This is a genomic window from Scytonema hankhaensis NUACC26 (assembly GCF_045865695.1).
Taxonomy (GTDB): domain Bacteria; phylum Cyanobacteriota; class Cyanobacteriia; order Cyanobacteriales; family Nostocaceae; genus Scytonema.
Window position 1 is genome coordinate 16,699 of sequence record NZ_BAACAP010000150.1, and the last position, 21,402, is coordinate 38,100.

At 41.8% G+C, this 21,402-nt stretch carries 18 protein-coding genes and 2 pseudogenes; 10 read left to right on the forward strand and 10 right to left on the reverse strand.

Annotation, left to right across the window (positions count from 1 at the left end; genetic code table 11):
• On the forward strand, positions 1-1,788 hold the full coding sequence (locus ACKTT2_RS10715; RefSeq protein WP_407886511.1) for an ABC transporter substrate-binding protein: 1,788 nt from the start codon (positions 1-3) through the stop codon (positions 1,786-1,788).
• A 23-nt stretch (positions 1,789-1,811) separates the two neighbouring features.
• Here ACKTT2_RS10715 and ACKTT2_RS10720 read toward each other — a convergent pair whose 3' ends face one another.
• On the reverse strand, positions 1,812-2,642 hold the full coding sequence (locus tag ACKTT2_RS10720; RefSeq protein ID WP_407886513.1) for a DUF928 domain-containing protein: 831 nt from the start codon (positions 2,640-2,642) through the stop codon (positions 1,812-1,814).
• Between the two features lie 102 nt (positions 2,643-2,744).
• Here ACKTT2_RS10720 and ACKTT2_RS10725 point away from each other — a divergent pair.
• The 5 genes and pseudogenes from ACKTT2_RS10725 to ACKTT2_RS10745 form a co-directional block, all read left to right on the forward strand.
• Positions 2,745-3,035 (forward strand): annotated as a pseudogene (locus ACKTT2_RS10725) (caspase family protein); the annotation flags it as partial.
• Positions 3,036-3,263: 228 nt separating this feature from the next.
• On the forward strand, positions 3,264-7,898 hold the full coding sequence (locus ACKTT2_RS10730; protein WP_407886515.1) for an nSTAND1 domain-containing NTPase: 4,635 nt from the start codon (positions 3,264-3,266) through the stop codon (positions 7,896-7,898).
• A 78-nt stretch (positions 7,899-7,976) separates the two neighbouring features.
• On the forward strand, positions 7,977-8,180 hold the full coding sequence (locus tag ACKTT2_RS10735; protein ID WP_407886517.1) for a type II toxin-antitoxin system HicB family antitoxin: 204 nt from the start codon (positions 7,977-7,979) through the stop codon (positions 8,178-8,180).
• Entirely contained in the window at positions 8,177-8,383 is a 207-nt protein-coding gene (locus ACKTT2_RS10740) for a type II toxin-antitoxin system HicA family toxin (protein ID WP_407886519.1), read from the forward strand. Before ACKTT2_RS10735 ends, ACKTT2_RS10740 begins: the two co-directional genes overlap by 4 nt.
• Before the next feature lie 32 nt (positions 8,384-8,415).
• The gene (locus ACKTT2_RS10745) at positions 8,416-8,637 is read left to right on the forward strand and encodes a hypothetical protein (protein WP_407886521.1); all 222 of its coding nucleotides are present in this window, start codon (positions 8,416-8,418) and stop codon (positions 8,635-8,637) included.
• 60 nt (positions 8,638-8,697) lie between these two features.
• Here the strand turns inward: ACKTT2_RS10745 and ACKTT2_RS10750 are convergent, their stop codons facing one another.
• A complete protein-coding gene (locus ACKTT2_RS10750; protein ID WP_407886523.1) occupies positions 8,698-9,882 on the reverse strand; it encodes a Kelch repeat-containing protein in 1,185 nt (394 codons plus the stop codon).
• Between the two features lie 496 nt (positions 9,883-10,378).
• Between ACKTT2_RS10750 and ACKTT2_RS10755 the strand changes: the two genes are divergently transcribed.
• The 4 genes from ACKTT2_RS10755 to ACKTT2_RS10770 all read left to right on the forward strand — a co-directional run bounded on the left by ACKTT2_RS10755 (position 10,379) and on the right by ACKTT2_RS10770 (position 13,050).
• Entirely contained in the window at positions 10,379-11,236 is an 858-nt protein-coding gene (locus ACKTT2_RS10755; protein WP_407886525.1) for a hypothetical protein, read from the forward strand.
• Positions 11,237-11,524: 288 nt separating this feature from the next.
• Positions 11,525-11,863 (forward strand): hypothetical protein, encoded by a 339-nt coding sequence (locus tag ACKTT2_RS10760; RefSeq protein ID WP_407886527.1) that lies wholly within the window; start codon positions 11,525-11,527, stop codon positions 11,861-11,863.
• An 88-nt stretch (positions 11,864-11,951) separates the two neighbouring features.
• On the forward strand, positions 11,952-12,077 hold the full coding sequence (locus tag ACKTT2_RS10765; RefSeq protein ID WP_407886529.1) for a hypothetical protein: 126 nt from the start codon (positions 11,952-11,954) through the stop codon (positions 12,075-12,077).
• 4 nt (positions 12,078-12,081) lie between these two features.
• Complete coding sequence (locus tag ACKTT2_RS10770) at positions 12,082-13,050, forward strand: TIGR03885 family FMN-dependent LLM class oxidoreductase (protein WP_407886531.1); 969 nt, start codon at positions 12,082-12,084, stop codon at positions 13,048-13,050.
• 34 nt (positions 13,051-13,084) lie between these two features.
• On the opposite strand, the gene ACKTT2_RS10775 is transcribed toward ACKTT2_RS10770, so the two are convergent.
• From ACKTT2_RS10775 to ACKTT2_RS10810, 8 genes and pseudogenes are all read right to left on the reverse strand, one after another.
• Complete coding sequence (locus tag ACKTT2_RS10775; RefSeq protein ID WP_407886533.1) at positions 13,085-13,996, reverse strand: aspartoacylase; 912 nt, start codon at positions 13,994-13,996, stop codon at positions 13,085-13,087.
• Between the two features lie 280 nt (positions 13,997-14,276).
• On the reverse strand, positions 14,277-15,119 hold the full coding sequence (locus tag ACKTT2_RS10780) for a phytanoyl-CoA dioxygenase family protein (protein ID WP_407886548.1): 843 nt from the start codon (positions 15,117-15,119) through the stop codon (positions 14,277-14,279).
• 72 nt (positions 15,120-15,191) lie between these two features.
• Positions 15,192-16,175 carry a glycosyltransferase family 2 protein gene (locus ACKTT2_RS10785; RefSeq protein WP_407886535.1) on the reverse strand — a complete coding sequence of 328 codons (984 nt, stop codon included), beginning with the start codon at positions 16,173-16,175 and terminating at the stop codon, positions 15,192-15,194.
• A 323-nt stretch (positions 16,176-16,498) separates the two neighbouring features.
• Positions 16,499-16,810 (reverse strand): hypothetical protein, encoded by a 312-nt coding sequence (locus tag ACKTT2_RS10790; protein ID WP_407886537.1) that lies wholly within the window; start codon positions 16,808-16,810, stop codon positions 16,499-16,501.
• A 443-nt stretch (positions 16,811-17,253) separates the two neighbouring features.
• Positions 17,254-18,018 (reverse strand): sporulation protein, encoded by a 765-nt coding sequence (locus ACKTT2_RS10795; protein ID WP_407886539.1) that lies wholly within the window; start codon positions 18,016-18,018, stop codon positions 17,254-17,256.
• A 414-nt stretch (positions 18,019-18,432) separates the two neighbouring features.
• Positions 18,433-19,617, reverse strand: a pseudogene (psbC, locus tag ACKTT2_RS10800) (photosystem II reaction center protein CP43); the annotation flags it as partial.
• A 106-nt stretch (positions 19,618-19,723) separates the two neighbouring features.
• Positions 19,724-20,827 carry a pseudaminic acid synthase gene (gene pseI, locus ACKTT2_RS10805; RefSeq protein ID WP_407886541.1) on the reverse strand — a complete coding sequence of 368 codons (1,104 nt, stop codon included), beginning with the start codon at positions 20,825-20,827 and terminating at the stop codon, positions 19,724-19,726.
• Positions 20,820-21,402, reverse strand: a 583-nt coding sequence (locus ACKTT2_RS10810; protein WP_407886543.1) for a formyl transferase, incomplete at its 5' end; no start/stop codon positions are given. The genes ACKTT2_RS10810 and pseI, both read right to left, overlap by 8 nt.

Consider the following 21,402-nt stretch of genomic DNA (forward strand, 5'->3'; position numbering starts at 1 on the left):
ATGGTTGCTACTGTTTTTCGACCTCTAAAGTTGGTGGTAGCTTTGGCAGTATGTTGTTGTTTGCTGCTAGCAGGTTGTCACAAGAGCAAATTTAAAATCTCTTCGGCTCAAGTATCTCAAGTCGTTTTAGTTTCTCTAAGCGATCCGCCTAGCTTTAACTATGCCATTAATGACTCTCCCTATAGTATTTTTCCTTTTATCTACAAGGGATTGATTGATGAGAACGGTTTGTCTCATAAGTTGGAACCAGGATTGGCAAAGAATTGGTCAATTTCTCGCGATCGCCAGCGAATTACTTTTACACTCAAACCAGGGTTAAAGTGGTCAGATGGTGAACCTCTGACAGCAGATGATATTGTCTTTACTTATCGAGATATTTACCTCAACAAAAAAATTCCTACTATCTGGAGAGATTTTCTACGTATTGGCAACAAAGAAGCTTTTCCAACTGTACGGAAAGTCAACGACCAGCAAATTGAGTTTATTTTACCAGAACCTTTTGCTCCTTTTTTAAGAAACATAGAAAGACTAGCAATTCTTCCATCTCATGCATTACGCTCCTCTGTGTTCAAAAGTGATGCTAATGGCAATCCTCAATTTTTATCAACTTGGGGAACCAACACTCCTCCCGAACAAATTATTAGTAATGGACCTTACATGATAGAAAGTTATACTCCATCTGAGCGAGTTATCTTACGACGCAATCTACATTACTGGCGGCATGACGAGCGGGGAAATCAATTACCTTATATTGAACGCATTGTTTGGCAAATTATTTCATCAACTGACAACCAGTTGCTAAAATTCCGCTCTGGGGAACTGGATAACCTGAATGTGACACCATCAATATTCAGGTTATTGAAGAAGGAGGAAAAGCGAGGAAAATACACTATTTATAACGGCGGACTCAGTGATGGTTTTGCGTTTATTGGTTTCAATCTCAATCAAGCTCGCAATGCCAAAGGACAGCCTTTTGTAAACCCAATCAAGTCGCGGTGGTTTAATAACTTGGCTTTTAGACAAGCAGTCGCCTATGCTATCAATCGCAAACGGATGAAAACCAATATCTATCAAGGGCTAGGCGAAGTACAACATTCACCTATAGCGGTGCAAAGTCCTTATTACCTGTCACCAGCCGACGGGTTAAAAGTTTACGATTACAATCCTCTAAAGGCAAAGCAAATGTTGCTAGAGGCTGGTTTCAAGTACAATTCTCAAAAAGAATTGATAGATCGAGATGGAAACCGGGTACAATTCAACCTACTGGTGAAATCAGAGGATCGGTCTCGGATAGATGCCGCTGTGCAAATCCAACAAGATTTAAGCCAGATTGGTATAAAAACTGCGTTGCAAGTAGTCAACTTTAACGTCGTGCTGCGAAAGTTGCTCTCCCATCGAGATTGGGATTGTTATGTAGGTGCATTTGGCGTTCCTGGCGCAGATGTGGAACCTAACCTTGTATCGTTGTTTTGGACTAGTCAAGGCTCGTTTCATCAATTCAATCAAGGTACTCAAGCAGGAGAACCACCTCTCAAAGGATGGGTAATTTCTGATTGGGAGAGGGAAATAGATAGTCTTTTCAGTGCTGGAATTAAAGAACTAGATGAGAACAAGCGCAAAGCGATTTATGGAAAATTCCAGCAAATTGTTGCCGAACAGTTGCCTGTGTTTTGCTTGGTGAATCCCATGTCATTTCAAGCAGTGCGCCATCGTATTGAGCCAATCAAATATTCTAGTCTAGCGTCAGTTTTCTGGAACATTGATGAATGGAAAATAGCTAATGACTGATGAGCGATCGCCTTAGTTTAATGTTACTTCACTAGAGGAGCCGTAGCAACATTATCTAAATTGACAGATTGCAGCAAACTTTGCCAATTAGCAGCAATAGATGCATCTTTAGGATTAGAAAGGTAGAGTTGTGCCAGCATAGTTAGAGAATCAAACCAAATACCTTCTTCTGCATAAATTGCAACTTTTTGTTGGGTATCTGTTGTTGCTTGCAACTCCTGCACAATACGAGAATCTAAATTGACTCGCTGAATGTCTCCTTCTACGTAGATAGGAACGCTTGCTGTTCGTTGTCGATCGCATCGAACTTTTAAGTACCAGCGATATGTTTTCCCTAATTGTAAAGATGTATTAGATGGTAAAGAAACACCTATGATACTGGGATTTGCAGGAAGTGTGACTGCGCCCTTATAAATATCATTTCCCGCACTATCTTGTAAGCTAAACTCAGCACTAGCTTTTGAATTCTGAGTGTAGGGCATATAAAACCAAAAGGTTGGTCGTTCAGAAGTGGTTAGCCCCTCCACAATCCCCGCACTTGATTTATCTGTTTGCTTGCTCACTCCTTGTTCCTCTCTCAAAGGTATCAAGGCAGTTAGTGCAGTTGCAACTGCAGGACAATTATCTCGGCTACCCATTCCTGCTCTACGCCCAGAAACAGGGCTCAAGCGCTTAGGTGTTTTAGGCCAAACAAAAACTGGTCGAGAAGTACGTCGTTTTTGAAGTGAAGTGCGATTTTGAGATAGTTGTGCAGGTTGCTTGGTAATTGCTAGTTGTTTGGTCTGGGCTATTATCTTTGATGGATAATAAATTATGGTGCTCAAAACTAGAGCGATTGTTAGCATCCATTTCATCTAAAAACCTCCGGGAGTATTGAAAATAAATTCCATCCTTTATACTTCAGCCTGTAGTTGACCACTCTCGGAAGATAAACCAAAGTCATTGACATTTAACTTATGACTCACAATATATACGCATTGTTGATTGGTATTGACGAATATCTAAGCCCCGTACCACCCCTACAAGAGTATATAAATGATATCAACGCTATCAAAGAGTATTTAGAAGGGCGAATTGTAACTGATGGATATCAACTTCATCTGCATACATTATTAAATCAACAAGCTACCCGTCAAGCGATCGCAGATGGTTTTCGCCAACACCTGTGTCAAGCCAACAGTGAAGATGTTGTCTTATTTTATTTTTCTGGGCATGAAAGTCAAGAGAATGCACCAGAGGAGTTTTGGGGTATTGCCCAAAAATATAGTAGTTTTCAATTGGGTGCAATATATAAAAAAGTTATGGAACCGCACCCTTAACGCAGATGAACGCGGATTAGATATATGACGTAGGTTGGGTTGAGGAACGAAACCCAACATTGAATTTCAAGCAGGTTAGCAATTGATGGGAAAAGGGAGTAAATAAACCGCAAAGAGATCGAAGAAAGAAAAGATATAGGGAAAGGAGCAGGGACTATGGCAGAATTTTCACGTAACATGGCATTTATAATTGGTATTAATAAATACACAGATGGTATTTCCTCACTGCAAAATGCAGTGAATGATGCTAAAAAGCTAGTAAAAATTTTACGCGAACAGCATGGATACCATGTCTGGGTATGCTTTGATGAAGTAGCTACTCTCAAAACCCTTAATAAATTACTAAGTGAAATTCTACCGCAAGAAATTACATCAGACGATCGCTTACTATTTTACTTTGCCGGACATGGAATAGCTCTTAATAGTGATGAAAGTCCCCAAGGTTATTTAATTCCTCAAGATGCCAAACTTGGAGATATTGCAACTTATCTACCAATGACTCAGGTACACGAGTATTTAACTAGCTTACCATGCCGTCATTTTTTGGGAATCTTGGATTGCTGTTTTGCAGGTGCGTTCCGGTGGTCATCCACTAGAGATTTATTAACAGCACCGGAAGTTTTGCATCAAGAACGCTACGATCGCTTTATCACCGATCCTGCTTGGCAAGTGATTACTTCTGCTGCTTACGATCAAAAAGCTTTAGACTCCTTGTATTTAAATACAGAACGCGGTTCCAATGGCGAGCATTCTCCCTTTGCAGCCGCATTGTTTGACGCCCTCTCAGGTGCAGCCGATCTCTTTCCTCCATCTAATGGTAGTAAATCTTCTGGTGATGGAGTGATTAGTGCTACTGAAATGTACTTATATTTGCGCGATCGCGTTGAAGGAGGGAATAACGGGTACAAATTGCGTCAAACCCCTAGTATTTGGGCGCTCAACAAGCATGACAAAGGCGAGTATATTTTTTTAACGCCGGGACACGAACTCAATTTACCTCCCGCACCGCCTCTAGATGAATCGCAAAATCCCTACCGAGGTTTGGAACCTTTTGATGAAGAACACAGCGATTTATTTTTTGGCAGACAAGCGTTAACCGAACAACTGTACGAGCGCGTTTTAAAACAACCTTTGACTGTCGTATTGGGAGCATCGGGAACGGGAAAATCTAGCTTGGTAAAAGCGGGATTGGTTCCATATATAAAAAAATTAGAAGCGTCAAATCAACAGTGGAAAATTTTGTCTCCAGTCCGCCTTGGAGAATCACCATTGCGTGTTTTAAAAAATATTTTTATTCAAGAACAGTTACTCATTTCTTCTGATATTTTTCAAACCAAAGAAGATATTCTTCAATCGAGTTCTGCTAGTATTACGGGTTGGCAAAATCAACATCAAAATTCAAAATTATTACTCATTTTTGACCAGGTAGAAGAATTGATTACCCTCTGTCAAGATGAGCAAGAACGGGAAAATTTTATCAAATTCTTAGCCAATTTAGTAGAAAAATATCCAGAGCGCGTGCGGATTGTACTGACTCTCCGCAATGATTTTGAACCACAATTACAAAATCTTGCCTTAGAAACTTACTGGCAATCCTCTCGATTTATTGTACCTGCAATGACAAGGGAGGAGTTGCGATCTTGTATAGAAGAACCAGCAAGTTCAAGGGTTTTATATTTTGAACCTTATAGTTTAGTCGAACGCTTGATTGATGAAGTTATGCAAATGCCAGGAGCATTACCGCTTCTGTCTTTTACCTTAAGCGAACTTTATCTTAAGTATTTAAAGAGTGTTCGAGAAGGCACGCGAGATAACCGAGCAATTACACAAGAAGATTATAAAGAACTCGGTGGAGTCGCCCGAAGTTTAACCCAAAGAGCTGACAGCGAATATCAGGAATTAGTTCAACAAGATAGTAGTTACGCACAAACGATTCGTAATGTTATGTTGCGGATGGTAGCAGTCGGTAGTGGTGAGTTAGCCCGCCGACGAGTTCCTATATCTGAGCTAGAATACCCAGAATCAGAAAAAGGACGCATTCAAGAAGTGGTAAGGCGCTTTTCCTCGGCTCGTCTTCTCATCCAAGGACAAGATATGGAAGGAAAACCCTATGTAGAACCCGCTCATGATGCTCTCGTTCAGGGATGGCAAAAATTAATGTCATGGAAACTAGAGAACGAGGAAAATTTAATTCTACAACGGCGTTTAACTCCTGCTGCTGAAGAATGGAAAAGCAAGGAACAATCTTCTGGTTCTCCAGGAAAGTTTGCGCCTGTCGTTAATTGGTTAGATGACAGTTTTTACTTTGTGGAAAATGTATTTGAGCAAATATATTTTAAGGTGGTGCGGCGCAGTGCAAGCCGTCCCCGGCTATCGCCTTTAGAGCAAACCGTACCCGGCTTACCGCACCAACAAATATCGAATACTCAAGAACATTCCCAAGAAAAACCAGAACAATTTCTCTGGAATGCCAACCCCTATCTTGATGTCTTAAAAGACCAACTTAAATCTAATCAAAACTGGTTCAACCAGTTGGAATCTCAGTTTGTCGAGCGAAGTATTAGGCAAAAACGCCGGAATATTGGTTTGCGTTGGAGCAGTGCTTTTGGAGTGATTCTAAGCTTAAGTGGATTGTTGGCTTACGCTTTAAATAACTTGAGAGATGCAGAAATCCGACAAGCATGGACGGATAGACAAACCGCTGAATTAAGCTTGAATGCCAACCAAACTTTAGACGGTTTGTTTCAGAGTTTGAAAGCACAAAATACCAAAAATCAGCTCCTCATACAACTATTTCCAGCAGAACCGCAACTGAGGGAGCAATTAGAAGGAACGTTACTCAGAGCTTTTTATACAGTTCGCGAAATCAATCGTTTGGAAAATCCTTTTGTACAAAAGCGCGGGCGGAGTCCGTTCCGAAGTGTAAGTTTTAGCTCCAAGGGCAATTTGCTAGCAACTGCTTCTGATGACGGCTACGTTCAAATATGGGATTTGCAAAATCCGGCACGAAGATTGCAAGTCAGTCAAAATGGGGTGAAGAGTATAAGTTTTAGCCCAGATGGTCAACGATTAGCTTATGGTGGAGATGATGGTATTGTTAGAGTACAAGACTTGCAAACCAACCAGGTTATAGATTTGGTGTGGAACGGACAGGGTATTACGCATATCAGTTTTAGCCCGGATGGGCAGTTACTAGCAGTTACTTCGAGTAGTGGAGTAATTAGCGTGTGGAATTGGCGGACTCAGGAATTAAAACAACAATGGCAAGGGCATCAAGGTTCTGCAAATGAAGCGATCTTTAGCCCAGATGGTCAACGATTGGCATCAGCAGGACAAGATAGAACTGTGCGCCTGTGGAATTTACAAGCTCAGAAGTTAGCTGAATTTAAGGGGCATACAGATTCAGTCAGTGGTGTTGATTTTAGTAGAAATGGTCAGCTGTTAGCGAGTGTATCCGAAGACAACACCGTGCGTTTGTGGAACTTACAAGGAAAGCAGTTGAATGCATGGAATGCACGCCAACATCGGTTATGGGATGTGACGTTCAGTCGCGATAACCAGCGACTGGTGACTGTAGGTGGAGATGGCACCGCGATCGTGTGGGATGTACGGAACCCATCCTCAGATATACTACAGATAGACAAATTTGTAGGGCATGAAGGTCCAAGCAGAAGCGTCTGTTTTCATCCAGATGGTCAGCGAATAGCAACCGTAGGGGATGATGGAGTTGTCAGAGTGTGGAACTTACGAGGTCAGCAGTTGGTAGAAGAAAGACAGCATCAAAGCCCTGTAGCCAGTGTAAGTTTGAGTCAAAACGGTCAACAATTTGCTAGTGCGGCTAGTGATGGAACTATTTTTTGGCAATTGCAAGGACAGAGGTGGATATCAGAAAAAATCGATGAAAACCCATCTAACAGCGTTAACTTGAGTCGAGATGGACAGCTATTAGCGAGTGGCGGGCGGGATGGCAAAGTTCGTTTGTGGAAGTTGCAGAATCAGCAGCTGTCTCCCCTACAAGAATTGTCAGAACGTCAAGTACCAGTGAATAGCGTTAGCTTTAGCCCAAATAACCGATTCTTGGCTAGTGGCTCTGATGACGGTACTGTTTATATATGGGAAGTGGAGAAACACGCAACTTCAGAAAATAACCCTACCTTTAGGCTATACTCCCAACGTCAGCCCAATGGAGCGCAACAAAACGTCCGTAGCTTGGCTTTTAGCCCGGATAGTCAACTCTTAGCGATCGCAGAACAAGACGGTACAATTCGTTTGTGGAACCTGCAAACCAAGCAAGAGCAGAAATCTTTTAAAGAGCACATTGGTGCTGTTACCAGCGTAGCATTCAGTCCCGATGGTCAGAAATTGGTCAGTGGTGGAGAAGACAGCACTATCCGCTTGTGGAATTTGGAGGGACAAATCAAAGGGCTGTTCCAACTTGATGGGATACCAGTGACATCAGTGACTTTTAATTCTGATGGCAAAAGAATTGCCAGTAGTTCTATGAGTCCAGAAAACAACGTGTATCTCTGGAGTGTAGAAGCCCAAGACCAACTTCCGCTAGCAAAATGGAAAAGCCAGCAAAATGCAGTTACTAGTATTAGCCTGCGTCACGATGATAAATTACTAGTGACTGTAGGAGTCGATGGAACTGTTAAAATGTGGGAGATACTGTCTTCTCAAGAGACCTCATCCAAAATGTGCAATTGGGCGCGGGGTTATCTGAAAACTAACAGCGAAATTTTGAAGAGGTCTCGTAGAGAAAATTATCCTTCTCTTTGTCCCTTTAAGTGAAATTTGGAAGAGATATGCACAAAGCAGAGTATTAGTAATAGAAATTATAATATAAAGGTTCAATATCGTATACATAACATGAAGTTTAAAGCCATTGTTCATCAAGCTGAAGAAGGTGGATACTGGGCAGAAGTCCCTGCTTTACCTGGTTGTATTACTGAAGGCGATACTTGGGAAGAACTGATGACTAATCTTAAAGATGCAATTGAAGGATGGCTTGAGGTTGCTAATGAAAGTTATTCAATAAATGATACAGATCGAATAGTAGAAATTGCTATATGAAGTTTATTTTGGGTAAAAAGTTATGTATAATAGTAGAGAAAAAAGGATGGATTTTGAGAAAAATAACTGGAAGTCATCATATCTATAAACACCCTGAGTTCGAACAAATATTATCAATTCCTGTTCATAAAAACAAAGATTTAAAGATAGGAACCTTAAGAGCCTTGATGAAAATAGCCGAGTTAAATGAAGAATATTTATAGATAAGACAAATGAGGAGTATTACTAATAGCGTATGAGTGAAATTGTTTTTTTGGTTGAAGACGATCTAGACGGTGGCTACAATGCAAGAACACTGGGTGAGTCCATTTTCACACAAGTAGATGACTTAAAAACGTTGCGAAAAATGGTACGAGATGCAGTTCAATGTCATTATCGCGCAGGAGCAGAACCGTCCCAAAGTTATTCGTCTACATATTGTCCGAGACGAGGTGATTGCTTTGTGAATGGGAGGTGACACCTCCCATGCACAAATGTGTATTCTCAAAGAAGACAGGATCTTGCAGCCTCTCAAATATCAGTTCTTAAAAGGTTCGTAAGAGTAAACATCTAAATTCCAGATTTGACCAAGACCTGTTTGGTTTGAGCACTGAAAATCGTAACCACCAAAAATATACATTCGGTTTCCGACTTTGGCTGCATTTGTCCGCTTCAGTCGTACTAAAGGGTCTCCATCTGGCTGTACTTGAGTCCATATGCGTTTAACGAGATCGAATCGCCACAACTCCTCAGTGGGATTTTGCGGGAAGGGGCTACCACAACCTGTTTCCCCTCCTGGTAAATCACCCCCATGTAGGAACAAATTGTTATTAATGACTGTTGCAGACCCGTAGTTTCGAGCAGGAGTTATGTTGAGTGCGTCAATTGGGGTAACTTCCTTCCAAGTGTTGGTACGTAAGTCAAATTCCCACGTATCGTTCAGAGTTTGAAAATTTCCCGTTGAGTCAATGGTTTCCCCACCGTATACTGTTAGCTTACCTTTTTGGACGCGATCGCCTGCTTGGGCTTCATGTCGGGCTGGTGGCAAAGTGCCGTTTGGTATTATCTCTGTCCAGGTATTAGTTCGGATATCGTATACCCAAAGATCGTTAAGCGTTGTAGAAGACGCAGTGAATCCGCCAAATAAGTACAAGCGATCGCCAACTACCCATAAATTCGGTCGGGATCGCCCTACTGGACGTGAATTGACTGGATGCAATTGTTTCCAAGTGTTTGCAGCCACGTTGTATACCCACAAGTCATCATAAGTAATGAAATTGGAAAATGTTGGACTGTAGTTAGCACCACCAAACAGAAATATTAATCCTCGGTGTTCGACACCGACGCTAGCCGCAAATGCTCGGGGTGGTGGGAGAATACCTTGAGGAGTCAGCAAGTTCCATGTGTCATTAGAGGTATTAAATCGATACAGGTCATTGTAAAAGGTGTTTTGAAAATTGCTAAAGTCATCTTTAACACCACCAAATAAGTAGATTGATTTGTGTAAGGTTGCTACTGCTGGTGTGGAACGTTCTTTCGGTCTCTCTCCTGATGTTACACGCCTAGTCCAAGTGTTAGCTAAAGCATAACTGGCGTCTAATAGCAATATAAGAAGTACGAGCAAGCTCATTTTCCCCATCATGAGTGTTCCGCGTACTTTTTTTCTGCCGCATACAACTTGTTGGTTGCGGTACTTTGCAGCTTGAAAATCCCTTGCAAACATCCTCTAAGCTCCTTGTATTGCTCTGCTCTTGTGGTACGGAGAGCAGCGCCGTGCGGGGGTTCCCCCCGTTGAGGCGACTGCGGGGCGTCCCCGCCCGTGCATTCGAGGGCGGGCGGGGACGCCCGCCCCACAAATTGTGGTCTAATAAGAGTGAAAATTGCTGTAATTCAGCAACGCCATCTGATGCAACAACTTTTCTCAAACAATCATAATGTTTAACGATAAGCAGATCTCTACCTACAGTATCTATCCATAGGACAGTAAAACAAGTTTATGCAGCTTCATTTTTCTGACTTTGGCTAGAAGAAATGATTACATCAAATACATATTCTATTTATAGAATTACCAAATCAATAAACATTTGTCTAATGAATTTATTTTTTTTAAGAAAATTTAATAAAGACTAAAGACATTGCTGAAAAATTTCTTTATTTTTTTAAATTTTCCGTAAATAAAGGCTAAATATATACTTTTTTGAAAAAACATTTATAGAACTATGAATTTAGGTAACAAAAACCCATTAAATGTGGATTTAAGTAACAAAAGTCAGAGTAATGGAAACAATAATTCTAGCGTGAACGAGCTATTTCAACACGTCTGGAATGCAAAGATAGTCATCGCCACAGCAGTATTGGCAATGTTTGTTCGAATGGGTTATGGTGGCGACTCAGCTTCACCTCCAGGGCTTGCTAGTACATTCGATATAACCAGTAACACTGATGATTATATCGGTAAAACTGTCACGATTATCAGCAAGCCTTTTAAAAAAGTTGGTTCAAGCTCTTTTACAGTCAGTGATAGCAGATTTATGAGCGGTGAACCTTTTGTTGTCGTAAACACTACAGGTCAGCCTTTTGATTTGCCTAAAAATCAAGATGTAAAAGTTGAAGTGACTGGTCAAGTTCGTAAATTAGATATTCCCAAAATTGAGCGTGACTATAATTTGGATTTGCAGGATAAATATTATAAAGATTATGTTAACAAACCTGTAATAATTGCTCAAAACATAATACAAGCGCCTACGCCCGGTCAAATTACGAGCAATCCCAAAAGATTCTATGGTAAAACTCTTGCGGTTAGGGGAGAAGTCGATAACGTTCAAAGCCCAGTTTTATTTACTCTAGATGAAAATTATTTGCTCGGTGCAGAGGATTTGCTAGTTTTTCTGAAGCCCGCGCAACAAGAGGAGGTTCAGAAGGGTCAGACTGTAATGCTTGTGGGAGAATTGCGTCCATTTAATATCAATGAGATTGAGCAAGCATATAACGTTAAATGGGATGAAAGAGTGAAAGCCCAGGTAGAGGCTGATTATAGAAATAAGTCTGTATTTATTGCTAACACTATCTATCCCTAGGAATTAGTGACCAACTGACCAGTGGAAGAACATATCTTGAGATAGGTGTATTGCGATCGCTTTTGGAGTTAGTACTGTAATTGAACCTACGTTCTTCCCGAAATATTACTTATGGGCGTATGGTGGGTAATGCTCCCCAAAATCAAATGGTGGGTATTACCCACTATACATAATTCAGTAACTTTACAGCAGAAAGGCAGTAAAACTTGATATTACTCCTTGAAGATAATATTGCTTGGGTTAAGATGCTAGGTATGGTATACAATTATGTAATATTTTTGAATAGCAATGAATCAAGAAAAAGCAATTATTGTAGAGCAAACTCTAAGCGAGTCGCATCAAGACTCTAGCTCAAACACAGAGTTGGTGATTCCTAGTGAAAGTGTGTTTTTAATTCCTCTTTTCTTTTTCCTTGTTTTTTCTATTGCTTTTTTAAAGCAAAATAATTTTACGCACGCTTTATATCAAAGAATAGTTAATTCAAAACTTTACGCTAGAATTCCATGTTTTAAATGCCAATTTTTTAAGCATAACCAGCATTTACAATGTGCAGTGCAGCCTTGTTTGGTGATGACAAAAGCAGCTAGTGAATGTCCTGATTACTTGCCTCAAAAAGGGAAACGATAAGTTGTATTTTTTGAGATAAGCGATCGATAAGTTTACAGAGACAGTTGAAGGGAAGTTGCAATCAATATTGTAGGGAAGAGGAGGTTTGATGCAAGACCAGTGGTATAAGAACGCGATCGCATACTCTCTAGATGTTGAAACTTTTATGGACTCGGATAGTGATGGTACGGTTACGGTTGGTTCCGAGTCAATACGATGCGTTAAATGGTTGTAGTCTTATGGTAAAAATTGGCTGTCAAGCTTCCCACGAACAATTTAAACCTAGCGAACTGCTTAGATATGTTCAAATGGCAGAGCAAGCTGGTTTTACTCGCGTCTTATCTTCCGACCACTTCCATCCTTGGAGTGAAGAACAAGGGCAAAGCGGTTTTGCTTGGTCTTGGCTGGGTGCTGCAATGCAAGCGACTCCCACACTTTCCTATCGAGTGGTTTGTGCTCCAGGTCAGAGATATCATCCCGCGATCGTTGCTCAAGCCGTAGCAACTTTATCGGAAATGTTTCCCCATCGCTTTGTATTGACTGTTGGAAGCGGTCAAGCACTTAACGAACAAATTACAGGAGACGTTTGGCCTACTAAATCTCAACGAAATGCTCGCCTTAAAGAGTGTGTTGATGTGATGCGTGCTCTTTGGGCAGGGGAAACAGTCAATCATCATGGTTTAGTTTGTGTCGAAGAGGCAAAACTATACACCCGTCCTGAAACACTACCTCTAGTGATTGGAGCTGCTATCACCCCTAAAACAGCAGAATGGCTTGGTAGTTGGGCGGATGGGTTGATTACTATTTCTCACCCACTTCCCAAGTTAAAAGAAGTTGTTGAAGCTTTTCGTCGTGGTGGTGGTGAAGGTAAACCTATGATTTTGAAAGTTCAGCTTTCTTACGATCGCAATGAGGAAGCCGCACGGCAAAAAGCACACCAGCAATGGCGCAATAACATTTTTGATAATATTTTGATGACAGAGTTGCGGACTCCACAGCAATTTGATGCGGCAGGAGCGTTTGTTCAACCCCAAGAATTAGATCTACACGTCCGCATTTCTTCCGCTCCACAACAACACATTGAGTGGCTTCAAGAGTATGTTGAACTCGGATTTGATGAACTTATCCTGCATAATGTTAACAGAGAACAGGAGCAGTTTATTGAAGTTTTCGGTGAAAAAGTGTTGCCAATACTAGCACGTAATTAATATTTTTTTGAGACAAGTCATAAGATTTGTAGGATTATGAAGGTTGCATTTCTGTAAAATCATCACTAGAAAGTAAGATTTCTTGCTTTTGTGTTAAAATCATGGCAATGCCTTTTTCATAGTATGCAGCTTCATTGATAAATATTGGGTAAACAATTGACTCTCCTACATAAGGAATCTCTTGACCATCAAATGTAAGAAACATTGGCTCGCCGGGATGAAGTGGTTGGTAATCTCTAAATTGAAGTTGAGGATGAATCATTGCTTGAATCTCTCCTCGCTCATTTCTGGGATAATCTACATCACCTATCGTAAAATAAACTGTGACTGCATCAGGAGATTGTGGTGTTGTTCCTTGGTTGATAGCTTCTAAATAATTCAAGATGGTAAATAGGAGTTCTTCAGTTTTTTGAAACCATTCTGCACTCAAAACACTTTGTGCAACTGGACCGACCTCAATAACAAAACCTAATTCGCTCAGAGAACGGAGAAAACTACTTTCTTTGTCGGAAGTAGCACAGCAAATTCTTACTAATGGATTCATTGAACTTAAGTAAGCTCCTAATTTTAGTAAAAAAGGATGCTTAATTTGTAAAATAATACTGAGTCCCATGTTTGTCGTTGTCGAGTGTAAATCTACAATGACATCTACTTGGGGTTTTCCTTGCGGTGCTAAGATTTGTTGGATATTTTTTGCACGAGTCTCTTCGTAACTAGTTAAAGTCGCGTCCTGTAAGTCTTTCTTCAAAAAACACCGATTTAAGTCTTTATCAAGATACCGTCTATTTTCTTCAAATGCTCTCGGATTTCCTAGTAAAGTGAAGGTTTCAAAGCTATAGCATTGAATCAAAGCAGGATAGGTTTCAAATTTTTTAATTAAATAAACTCCTGTAAATTCATTTCCATGAGTTCCTCCCACTATTGCAACCCGATTAATTTTAGTCATAAATTTTGTAATACAGAACGTCCCTTTAAGTATATAAACAAAGGAAGTTCAGATGGTGAGATCCCCGACTTCTTAAAGGATACAGCTGGTCAATAGGTGTGATACTCTTCATCGGAAACTCTCTTGACTCTCGTTCCTAGCTAGAGGCTAGGAATGCATTCCCAGAAGCTCTGCTTCGCAAACAGATCTATCGCGGCGAGGCGGAGTCTCTAAAAAGGCATTCCCAGGCAGAGCCTGGGAACGAGGTCGGGGAGCTTGGGGAGTCTTGCAACTCAAAAAGTTAAGCTTTACACAGTACTTCTGGCTTAGGGAAAGTATCATCCCAATATTGAGTACACAATTCTGGGCGCTGTGGGGGATTGGCAGTGTAAACAAAAAACAGTGCTGACCTGTCTTGTGTTCTCAAAGTTCCATGATGTAAAGTACATCTCGTATCTACAAAAATAACTGTACCTGCTGGTCCAGGACATGATTTCCAGTACTTTTTGGGAATAATTTCTTGTACCTGTTCATCGTTAATCCCTACATAATTAGACTGCCACAATTTGTAATAAATTCGGGAATAATTCAAGTTACGTGCGGAGGTTAAAGATAGAGGGATATATTCAAAAGGTCCGTGATGCTCTTCTACATCACTGAGATAAACAATTACCTTGACAATACGCCGGTCTTCAGAATCTTTGTGCCAAAGAAGAGTTCCAAATTGATTTTCGTTAGGAAAGTCTTTACGCAAATGAACTCCGTGAAAGGCAACAGGGAGTCCAATATAGTTTTCAATTATGGAGAGTAATCTTTTTTCCTTTCCCCATTGAGAAAACTCTGGTAAATCTGTCATTGTATAAATTTGCGGTAATTTTTCAGTTCGATCGCTACGATTTACCGACAACATCCCAGACAGATAATTGGATGCTGCTTTGAGAAGAGTGAAAGTAGAGCTTATGTCCAATTCTTCAAGAGAGGTAACGTAAACCCCCTCTGTTTTAAGAGCATCTACTATTTTGCGATCGCGCTCTTCTATTACAGGAACTTTTCCCGCATACTTAATAAGTTCTGTTCTGTAGATAAATTCGGACTTTAAGTCACTGACTTTACTTTTAATTTGATTCCCAATGTTGCTAATCATCATATAAATGTTCGCTTTAGTATAAGTTTTTTGTAGATACACCTTATATTTTAATAAAATTTTAGTAAAGAATTAAGAATTCTCTACTATGGAAAGTTGGCTAGAAGGTTTGCGAGGATTCATGATATCGAAAATCGATAAAGTCACTAGAGTAAAGAAAGGAACAACAGTCTTTATTGTAAATAAAGGCCATCTTCTCAATGCACCAAAGAGAACTTTCCAGTTAGCTTCTTGGAAGCTCTTCCAAACCATTTGCCTGCAATATTGCTTGGAATAACCGCTTCCTTCGAGTTTCATCAAGACTTCAGAGATATGCTTGTATTGCATTAACAGTGCTGACTTTTGTTCCTTCTGCCAATAGCTGACTCCAACAATACATTCTACGTAAGTCTTTTCTGTCACAATAACTCTACCATTAGCAGCACAATAGCCTGCTAGATACGCTAAAGATATCCAGTTTTGTGCAGCATTTTCCCAATTTTGAAGAGCGCGATGGACTATATCAGTTCTGTATATGGAAGCTGTCAAGAAAATGACTGCTCCTACGCTCTTGGTAAAACAGTGTTCAAATACAGCTTTTCCGTCGCGATCGCCATTTTCACTCTCAATATCAAACCAACGGTTCCCAACTATTGTTGGTGGATGAACTGATTCTCCAGTCGTTTTGTTTCGACCAGAAAAATTGAGAAATAATAATGCTAACTCGTCATATCTTTTGATTTTCTCCAAAATATAGGGAACGGCTTTAGTTTCAATTGGATCGTCATCTCCAATTGCCCAAACATATTTTGTTTTTGCCGATCTATAGCAATTAATTATGTTAGGCATTACACCTAAATTCTCAGCATTCTTATGAGCATTAAACGTAACATGACTGAGTTGTTCTTGCCATTTTTTTATAATTTCCTGAGTGTTGTCTGTGGAACAGTTGTCTGAAACAAAAATTTCACACTCAGACTCAAAACCTTTTATAGCTTGAGATATCCATGCCAATTGTTTGTCAAGTAATTTGGCACGATTATAAGTAGGTATAGCAATAGTTAGTAATTTGTTCATAGTTCTCTCACTTTACGATAATTACTTGTACATTCTGTGCCTATTATCTATGTTTAACTTTCTCTAAATCAGCACATTATGAATGCTATATTGTCTCACTTTTGTGTAGGAAATGCCTGCTCTTATTGTTCTTTGGGAGCATAGACAAATAATCACTTGTACTAAAGATAAATTTACGCCAGCTTCATCAAGAAAATAAGGTTTTCGGTAAGAATTCTTTGGACTAATTGCCAAAAGCTTACTCGTAGCGATTGGAATCGCTTACTTTCTTTTTCACACTTTGTGCAGTGTTTTTTTCTTTTCTATTTAGCATTTACAATATTTTATTCATTGTTATTTGCTAATAAGAACCATCTTTTGTGTTCTACATGAGTGCGAAGTTCATTCACAATTGCATCCTTAATTGCTTCCATGATTTTTTTAAGAATGCTTAATTGCAGTGTATTTAACTTCGTTAGTATTTGTCGTTTGCAAACATTAGGAGCGAGATTTCGACTTTCTCTATACTGCTTAAGTAGTTTTTCAAAAAAACTTAAGGCAACTCGAAATCTTTTTGCTAGTTGACGCTGAGATATTTCACCTTCAAAGTATGTATCGATAATCTTCTGACGTAAATCGAGGGAGTATGATTTCATTTCTTTCTGGGTAAAATGCACTACCTAGTATTTCTATCTTACATTATTAAATTAGAAAATGCTATAACATAGCCATATAAATTTTATGACAAAATTGTGACAATTCGTCGATAAAAAAATTGAACGCTTACGATACTATTTTTTTAATAAATTTATTATGTAGATTAACAGGAATTTTATAAATTTATAATGAAGCAATTTTTTTGAAGTAACTTAAAAAAAAACAATAATTGTATAAACAAATACTAATTTTTATGGAATTAATTTGAGCTTTGAAAGAAGGATTGGGGATTGGCGATTAGAAATGGTTTCAGTTCACTGTAAACGGCTAACAAGTGTTCTTTTTCGGAATGGTTTGATAGCATTTGTAGGGGCGCAATGCTTTGCGCCCCTACGAGTTTTTGGCAATTTTTGAAAAGTTAGATTCTAAACCGTTTTTGGTATTATTGTAGATGGCTTTGAATAATATCATCAATCATGGTTTCTACATCCATATCGTAAAGATCGGATTCTGTTAAATAAAACCGTGCATAGCGCTCATTAACATCGAAGGCTTCATCCAACCAACCCTTAAAGCCACGCGCCCGTTTGTCAATTTCCATTAAAACTTCTAGTTCATGCGGGCTTAAATGAAAAATAATTTCTAACTCTTTCAGGTGACTTCTGTAGTTTCCTTCAGGACGAAACTCGAACTCCTGCACAAAGGGATAGACTCCACCCAAATAATGAGCATACTCGCAATCTACTTTATGGAGATGAAAACCTAGTTTCTCGACTGCTTCAAAAACTCTATGCATTAAAGGGTGAGGTCTAACTTCTAAAGCATCCCTGTCTTTGGGGTTAATAGCGGTTTTAATATCTAGCCCCGTTCTTACATAAACAGGAGTACCTCCTAAAGTTAATGGCATTTCGTAGGGAAGTTGGAGTGAAAATGGTACTATAAATTCTTCTTTTGCTTGAATGTTCAATCTCTCCAACAAACGATAATTAACCATTATATGTTCTTCAATCTCGGTAGAGTCTTCTGTTTCGCGCTTGTACTCAGTTGCTAATTTTAAATATATATCATCAATATTCTGCGGTACATCTCCACCGATAATATGGACTTCACCTTCAAGCAAATCACCAGGAACAACAGAATCATTAAATAATCGTGTATCAACTTTTGTAGCACCAATACCTACACTTGCTAACAACTTTTTAAACATAGACGGAGGAATTTATGAATTATGAATTATGAAGGATGAAATATCTTGTAATCGAATTTAATCTAGCTTAACTGACTTATTCCTTTATTGTCTGTAATTGTATTGTTAAGAAATTGTGAGATAAAAGATTAGGGATTGGTGATTGGGGATTGGGAAATAAAATTAGGAAACAGGAATTGCCTATTAATATTAAATGGCGGGCATTGCCCACCCTACTGACTAATTTCTAATTTGTTTGTAATAGTATTGTTTAGAAATTATGAGACAGGGGATTGGGGACAAGGGGAGAGTAATCATCTAATCCCCAATCCCCAACCGCTAGTCCCCAATCCCCAATCCCCAACCGCTAAATAAAAAAAAGCTCCTGCTTTTACGCAGAAGCTATGACCCGATTATCAGTGATGAAAGATTGTATTAATCAAGATTGCCCATGAACAATACTGGCTCAGTTTCACGGTCAATTCCCTTCTCAAAACCACCGGCTGCTGCACGAGCGCGACCAGCATGCCACAGGTGACCTATTAAGAAGAAGAATCCCAATACAAAGTGAGAAGTTGCCAACCAAGCACGAGGAGATACGTAGTTGAAGGAGTTGATCTCTGTTGCTACACCACCTACAGAGTTCAGAGAACCCAAAGGAGCGTGAGTCATGTACTCAGCAGCACGACGAGCTTGCCATGGTTGAATGTCGTTCTTGATTTTATCTAAGTCAAGACCATTGGGTCCTCTTAAAGGTTCTAACCAAGGACCTCGGAAATCCCAGAAGCGCATTGTTTCACCACCAAAGATGATTTCACCTGTAGGAGAGCGCATCAGGTACTTACCAAGACCTGTTGGACCTTGAGCGGAACCGACGTTAGCACCCAAACGTTGGTCGCGGATGAGGAACGTCAAAGCTTGAGCTTGAGACGCTTCAGGACCAGTAGGACCGTAGAATTCGCTGGGATAAACGGTGTTGTTGAACCAAACCATACAGGATGCGATGAAGCCCATTAAGGACAAAGCGCCTAAGCTGTAGGAGAGGTAAGCTTCACCAGACCAAATTGAAGCGCGGCGAGACCAGCCAAAAGGTTTGGTGAGAATGTGGAAGATACCACCTACGATGCAGATGAAGGCAACCCAAATGTGACCGCCAACAACGTCTTCTAGGTTATCAACGCTAACAATCCAACCTTCACCACCAAAGGGTGATTTGAGTATGTAACCAAAGATAACGGCTGGATTGAGAGTTGGGTTAGTAATAACACGAACGTCGCCACCACCAGGTGCCCAAGTGTCATACAAACCGCCGAAGAACATTGCTTTTAACACCAACAGCAAAGCGCCACATCCCAAGATAATGAGGTGGAAACCGATGATGTTGGTCATCTTGTTCTTGTCTTTCCAGTCATAACCGAAGAAAGAGGAGTACTCTTCTAAGGTTTCTGGACCGCGAATTGCGTGATAAATACCGCCGAAACCAAGTACTGCGGAAGAAATGAGGTGTAATACCCCTACCACAAAGTAAGGGAATGTGTCAATAACTTCACCACCAGGTCCAACACCCCAACCGAGGGTTGCTAGGTGAGGTAGCAGGATTAAACCCTGCTCGTACATGGGCACCAGCGTGGCAACCGCGCCGCTGGCTGCGAGTTGCCGGCCAAGCAGGACCAGTCCTTCCAGATCGCGAAGCGGGTTATCGACGATCAGGCAGATATGCGGCTTGTCACGCACGAGCGCCTCTCGGCAGCGCTGGCGCAGCCGCATCAGCGACCGGCGTCAACAGATCCCAGCTCATCGGGGTTCCCCGGCGGACGGCGCGGCCGACACGCTTGCCGATCAAGGTCTCGTAATATTTCGGCGGCAGGCCGAGTCCGGGGCGGATTGTCCTCAGATTATCTTCGGTCAGGACGTCGCCGGCGGCGAGGTCCTCGGCCACATAGAGCGAACGCCGGAAGATCAGCGAGTTTTGCTCCTTCTCAGTCAGGCCGTAATAGACCTGGCCGAGCGCCATCCAGGCGCGCTCGGTTTCGACGACGAGGGCCGCCATCTCGTCCGGCTCCATGGAGAAGGTCGAATCGACGCCGCCATCGGCGCGGGCAAGCGTAAAATGCTTCTCGATAACGGAGGCGCCCAAGGCGACGCTCGCGATGCCTGCCCCGATGCCGAAGGTATGGTCCGACAATCCCACCTCGCAGCCGAACAATGCGCGCATATGCGGGATGGTCAGCAGGTTGGTATCGGAGGCCGCGGCGGGATAGGTGCTGGTGCATTTCAACAGGACCAGATCCTTGCAGCCGGCCTCCCTTGCACATCGCACCGTTTCGTCGATGTCGGCGACGGTCGCCATGCCCGTCGAAATGATCATCGGCTTGCCGGTTGCGGCAACTTTGCGAATGAGCGGCAGGTCCGTATTCTCGAACGACGCGATCTTGTAGCAGGACACGCCGAGCTGCTCGAGGAAGTCGACGGCCGTCGCATCGAACGGCGTCGAGAACGGTACCATGCCAAGCGAACGCGCACGCTCGAAGATCGGCGCGTGCCAGTCCCAGGGCGTATGGGCTTCCTGGTAGAGCTTGTGGAGCGATCGTCCCTTCCAAAGGCTGTTGGGATCGTCGATGAAGAACTCATCGCTGGCGAGATTCAGCGTCATCGTATCGGCTGTATAGGTCTGCAGCTTGAGCGCATGCGCGCCCGCCTTCGCCGCCGCATCGACGATCGCCAGCGCGCGGTCGAGCGATTGATTGTGATTGCCGGACATCTCCGCAATGACGAACGGCCGGTGCGAACGGCCGATCGAACGGCCCTCGATCATGATGGTTTCACTCATCGGGCGCTCCCGCTTTTTCAATGCGTACAAGATAGCGATGGCCGCGAAGATCGAAGAACGCCGGGAAGCGATCCGGGTCCGCCACGCGCAGCAGGTCGAATTGCTCTGCGAGCGCGTGGTTCATCAACTCGAGTTCGATGGCGAACAGCTTCGCATTGATCTCGTCGCAGAGTTCGTGCCCTTCGAGGACCAGATGACGCTGTGCCCAGATGGCGCCGCTATCGACCGGATCCTGTGCCTCGATCAGGGACACCGTTATCCGGTTCCGACCCTCGACGATTTGCCAGATGTGCGGAGACCAGCCGCGCCCCTCCGGGAGGTCACTGGCATGAATGACCAGGCTTGCCGAATACTTCTTCCGGTCATCGGGCAGGATGATCTCGTGGCATGAGATCAGAAACAGTATGTCCCCGCCGGTCAGATCGCTTTTCTTCTCGACCAGTTCGATCTTGTGATCGGCAGCAGCGCGTTCCACCCACTGCAGCAGGTGCGGATAGACCGGATGTGTCGCGCTTGAGCAGAGAACTGAGACCTTCATCATCAACCATCGCTGGTGATTCCGCAGAATGTGGAAC

What these genes read in the sequence shown, in the direction of transcription:
- ACKTT2_RS10780 (WP_407886548.1), bottom strand. Translation starts at nt 15,119, where the DNA reads ATGATTAGCAACATTGGGAATCAAATTAAAAGTAAAGTCAGTGACTTA.
- ACKTT2_RS10715 (WP_407886511.1), top strand. Translation starts at nt 1, where the DNA reads ATGGTTGCTACTGTTTTTCGACCTCTAAAGTTGGTGGTAGCTTTGGCA.
- ACKTT2_RS10735 (WP_407886517.1), top strand. Translation starts at nt 7,977, where the DNA reads ATGAAGTTTAAAGCCATTGTTCATCAAGCTGAAGAAGGTGGATACTGG.
- ACKTT2_RS10795 (WP_407886539.1), bottom strand. Translation starts at nt 18,018, where the DNA reads ATGTTTAAAAAGTTGTTAGCAAGTGTAGGTATTGGTGCTACAAAAGTT.
- ACKTT2_RS10785 (WP_407886535.1), bottom strand. Translation starts at nt 16,175, where the DNA reads ATGAACAAATTACTAACTATTGCTATACCTACTTATAATCGTGCCAAA.
- ACKTT2_RS10760 (WP_407886527.1), top strand. Translation starts at nt 11,525, where the DNA reads ATGAATCAAGAAAAAGCAATTATTGTAGAGCAAACTCTAAGCGAGTCG.
- ACKTT2_RS10765 (WP_407886529.1), top strand. Translation starts at nt 11,952, where the DNA reads ATGCAAGACCAGTGGTATAAGAACGCGATCGCATACTCTCTAGATGTT.
- ACKTT2_RS10730 (WP_407886515.1), top strand. Translation starts at nt 3,264, where the DNA reads ATGGCAGAATTTTCACGTAACATGGCATTTATAATTGGTATTAATAAA.
- pseI (WP_407886541.1), bottom strand. Translation starts at nt 20,827, where the DNA reads ATGAGTGAAACCATCATGATCGAGGGCCGTTCGATCGGCCGTTCGCAC.
- ACKTT2_RS10740 (WP_407886519.1), top strand. Translation starts at nt 8,177, where the DNA reads ATGAAGTTTATTTTGGGTAAAAAGTTATGTATAATAGTAGAGAAAAAA.
- ACKTT2_RS10770 (WP_407886531.1), top strand. Translation starts at nt 12,082, where the DNA reads ATGGTAAAAATTGGCTGTCAAGCTTCCCACGAACAATTTAAACCTAGC.
- ACKTT2_RS10720 (WP_407886513.1), bottom strand. Translation starts at nt 2,642, where the DNA reads ATGAAATGGATGCTAACAATCGCTCTAGTTTTGAGCACCATAATTTAT.
- ACKTT2_RS10790 (WP_407886537.1), bottom strand. Translation starts at nt 16,810, where the DNA reads ATGAAATCATACTCCCTCGATTTACGTCAGAAGATTATCGATACATAC.
- ACKTT2_RS10775 (WP_407886533.1), bottom strand. Translation starts at nt 13,996, where the DNA reads ATGACTAAAATTAATCGGGTTGCAATAGTGGGAGGAACTCATGGAAAT.
- ACKTT2_RS10755 (WP_407886525.1), top strand. Translation starts at nt 10,379, where the DNA reads ATGAATTTAGGTAACAAAAACCCATTAAATGTGGATTTAAGTAACAAA.
- ACKTT2_RS10750 (WP_407886523.1), bottom strand. Translation starts at nt 9,882, where the DNA reads ATGTTTGCAAGGGATTTTCAAGCTGCAAAGTACCGCAACCAACAAGTT.
- ACKTT2_RS10745 (WP_407886521.1), top strand. Translation starts at nt 8,416, where the DNA reads ATGAGTGAAATTGTTTTTTTGGTTGAAGACGATCTAGACGGTGGCTAC.